Below are 3,405 nucleotides of genomic sequence, written 5' to 3'. Positions count from 1 at the left end.
CGTCGCGTGGCGGCGGGTCGCCCCGCCGGCCGGGCGGCCCGGCCCGCCTGCGGTCCCCGACTCCCTTGCCGCGCTGCGGTCTTCGGCCTAGCAAGCGGCATGCGATTCAACTTCAACGTCGTCGGCCCGGCGAGCTTCGATCTCTGGATCGCGCCCGACGACATGCGCCGCACCCCCCGCCTGCGCGTGGTCCTCGACCGCACGCGGGAGGCCGTGATCGAGGCCTGGGTCCACTACCCGCAGCTCAAGGATTTCGGCTGGCACGCCCACGGGATCTGCGGCTTCAAGCTCGACGGCGAGAGCTGCCCCGGCCTCGACCAGGCGTCGCAGTTCGACATCTTCGACGGCGACACCAACATCCTGCTCTACCGGCACCGCGCCGGCGCGGCCTACCGCCAGGCCCGCGTGCTGGCCCTCGACTACACGATCGGCCAGGACAACCACGCCCGCGACATGCTCTTCCCGGAATTCGCGTTGTCGTATTTCGGCATCCACGACATGCACTTCGACCTGCTGCGCTGCGTCATCGACATCAAGTACGCCGACTCGATGCTGCTGCAGGGCAGCCTGCTGATGAAGCGCTACGAGGACGTGGTCCAGGCCGGCGACTACGTGAAGACGATCCTGGTGGTCGATCCGTACGTGGAGCTCGCCAAGCGCATCCTGTGGCTGCGCCGCATGGCGGAGATCGGCAAGGACCCGGTCCAGCAATGGCGCGTCGACCACCTCCAGGGCCCCTGCGCCTTCGCGGCCGGCCTCGACCTCGGCAGCGTCTCGGCCCTGCGCAAGGGCTTCGACCGGATCGACATGGAGACCTACAGCTGGCTCGAGAACCCGCTGACCCGCGACCTCTCCTGCACCTTCCCGGGCGAGGCGATGAAGCCGGGGCACTGGACGCTGGCGATCGACACCCTGTCGCGCTTCCACGTCATCGGCCACCAGCACTTCTGGGGCGCCTATACGGCGATGCTCGCCGACGTGCTGAAGCTCGAGGGACCCACCCTGCCGGAGCGCCGGGTGCCCGAGCCGGTGCTCGAGCTGGCCGAGACCCTGAGCCGGGTGAAGAACACGATCGGCCTCGTCGAGATGGACATCAACCTCAGCGACAAGGTCTACACGATCATCGAGGCGCAGTGGGAGAAGCCGTGAGGCGCGGACGGTCGCGCAGGATCGTCGACGTTCGGTCCCGCCGCGACCTCGGCGACGGGGTCGCCGGCTCGATGGCCGGGCGCCGTCGGCCCGGCTCGCGCGGCGACGCCGTCAGGGCCGGCGGTACACCCACACCCGGGCCGGCGGCAGGTTGAGCCAGACCTTGTTGGAGCGGCTCGCCGTGTAGGTGCTGGACTTGGCCGGGATCGGCGGCACCACCGCGTAGGTGAACTGCACGAACGGCGCGTCAGGGTGCATCAGGTCGTGGGCCGCGGTGAGCAGGTCGAGGCGCTGTTCCAGGGGCTTGGTGAACAGCGGCAGGCTCGAGATCGTGGCGCAGGCCCGCTCAGCCACGACGCCCGCGAGGGTGGCGCGGATGTCGTAGGCGTCGCCCTGCAGCACCGTGGCCTTCGGGAAGCGCCGGCGCAGCAGCTTGCAGAAATCCGGGTTGTACTCGACCAGGACCAGACGCTCCTGGGCGATGCCGCGGCGCACGAGCGCGTCGGTTACCGGCCCGGTGCCCGGCCCGAGCTCGATCACCGGGCCGGTCAGGCGCGGATCGACGTAGGACGCCATGGTGCGGGCCAGCATCCGGCCCGACGGCGTCACGGCACCGGTGACCAGGGGCCGCTCGAACCAGGAGCGCAGGAACCGCGCCTCGTCCTCGAGGATGTCGCGCTTCGGCGACCTCGGGTGAGGCATCGAGCCGGAGACCGCGATGGCTTTGGCCCTGGATCGGCGAGGCAAAGGCAAGACCGAAGACCCTTGAACACGCGAAAAGTCGATTGGTGAACGGCTGTCGTTCAAAGGCGCCTCGCCGTCAAGCCTGACACCCCCGCCCGAGCGCCGCGAACCCCGCAATCCCGCTTGCGCGGGTGAACGCGCAACGGTGGCATCGGCTCGCGGCACCCCGGCCTCAGGCGCGGCCGGACCCGCTCAGCCCGTCGAAGAACTCCTTCACCCGCGAGAAGAAGCCGGCACTCTCCGGGTGATTGTCGGCCTGGTTGCCGTGGGTGTCGAATTCCTGCAGCAGCTCGCGCTGGCGCTTGGTGAGGTTCTGCGGCGTCTCGACGAAGACCTGGATGTAGAGGTCGCCGACGTCGCGCGCGCGCAGGACCGGCATGCCCTTGCCCTTGAGGCGGAACTGCTTGTTGGTCTGGGTGCCGGCCGGGACCCGGACCGAGGTGTGCGAGCCGTCGATCACCGGCACGGTGATCTCGCCCGACAAAGCCGCCGTCACCATCGAGATCGGCACGCGGCAGAACAGGTCGGCCCCGTCGCGCTGGAAGAACGGGTGCGGCTTGATCGACAGGAAGATGTAGAGGTCCCCCGCCGGTCCGCCGCGCAGGCCCGATTCGCCTTCGCCGGCCAGGCGAATGCGCAACCCGTCGTCGACGCCCGCCGGCACGTTGATCGACAGCGTGCGCTCGCGGGTGACGCGCCCGGCGCCGGCGCAGGCCGTGCACGGGTCCTCGATGATCTCGCCGCGGCCGTGACAGGCCGGGCAGGTGCGCTCGATGGCGAAGAAGCCTTGCGCCGCCCGCACCCGGCCGTAGCCGGCGCAGGTCGGGCAGGTCTTGGGCTTCGAGCCGGCCTTGGCGCCCGAGCCGGCGCAGACCTCGCAGGTGACCGAGGTCGGCATCTTGATCGTCTCGGTCTTGCCGGTGAAGGCTTCCTCGAGGCTGATCTCCAGGTTGTAGCGCAGGTCGGCGCCGCGCTCGCGGCCGCCGCCCGGCCGCCCGCCCGGCCCGGCGCCCGGGCGTCCGCCCGGCCCGGCCCCGCCGCGGGCGTCGCCGAAGAACGTGTCGAAGATGTCCGACATGAAGTCGCCGAACTCGTTGCCGAATCCGGGGCCGCCCTGGCCGCCCTGCGAGAAGGCGGCGTGGCCGAAGCGGTCGTAGGCCGCGCGCTTCTGCCCGTCGGACAGGCACTGGTAGGCCTCGTTGAGCTCCTTGAACTTGAGCTCGGCCTCCTTGTCGCCGGGGTTGCGGTCGGGGTGGTAGACCATCGCCAGCTTGCGGAAGGCCGACTTCATCTCGGCCTCGGTCGCGGTGCGGGCGACGCCCAGCACCTCGTAGTAGTCGCGCTTCGACATTCCTGTCCCCGGCCCCGCCGTACCCCGTCGGGCATCGTCCATACACGTCCGGTCCCCGGCACCGTTCGGGCGCCGAGGACCGGGTCGCATCGTCATCACCAGAGCATTTTCCGACGAGATGGATACCGGTTCGTCGCAGAAAATGCGGCAAAATCAAAGAT

Annotated in this window: 3 protein-coding genes; 1 reads left to right on the top strand and 2 read right to left on the bottom strand. The window is 70.0% G+C overall.

The window, feature by feature from the left end:
- The first annotated feature begins 99 nt into the window (after positions 1–99).
- Positions 100–1,149: a hypothetical protein gene (locus HPY23_RS02480; RefSeq protein WP_060847971.1), complete on the top strand. Its 1,050-nt coding sequence runs from the start codon at positions 100–102 to the stop codon at positions 1,147–1,149.
- 111 nt (positions 1,150–1,260) lie between these two features.
- Here HPY23_RS02480 and HPY23_RS02475 read toward each other — a convergent pair whose 3' ends face one another.
- Both HPY23_RS02475 and dnaJ read right to left on the bottom strand, forming a co-directional pair.
- Positions 1,261–1,902 (bottom strand): class I SAM-dependent methyltransferase, encoded by a 642-nt coding sequence (locus HPY23_RS02475; RefSeq protein WP_413231093.1) that lies wholly within the window; start codon positions 1,900–1,902, stop codon positions 1,261–1,263.
- A gap of 163 nt (positions 1,903–2,065) precedes the next feature.
- The gene (gene dnaJ / locus HPY23_RS02470; protein WP_091883883.1) at positions 2,066–3,244 is read right to left on the bottom strand and encodes a molecular chaperone DnaJ; all 1,179 of its coding nucleotides are present in this window, start codon (positions 3,242–3,244) and stop codon (positions 2,066–2,068) included.
- Positions 3,245–3,405 lie beyond the last annotated feature (161 nt).

Source organism: Methylobacterium ajmalii, from assembly GCF_016613415.1.
Classification (GTDB): Bacteria; Pseudomonadota; Alphaproteobacteria; order Rhizobiales; family Beijerinckiaceae; genus Methylobacterium; species Methylobacterium ajmalii.
The sequence above is the reverse complement of the archived record's forward strand: the minus strand, read 5'-3'. Positions and strand labels throughout refer to the sequence as shown.

Bases quoted from the DNA above. Each gene is read 5' to 3' on its own strand.
- HPY23_RS02480 (WP_060847971.1), top strand. From the start codon at position 100: ATGCGATTCAACTTCAACGTCGTCGGCCCGGCGAGCTTCGATCTCTGG.
- dnaJ (WP_091883883.1), bottom strand. From the start codon at position 3,244: ATGTCGAAGCGCGACTACTACGAGGTGCTGGGCGTCGCCCGCACCGCG.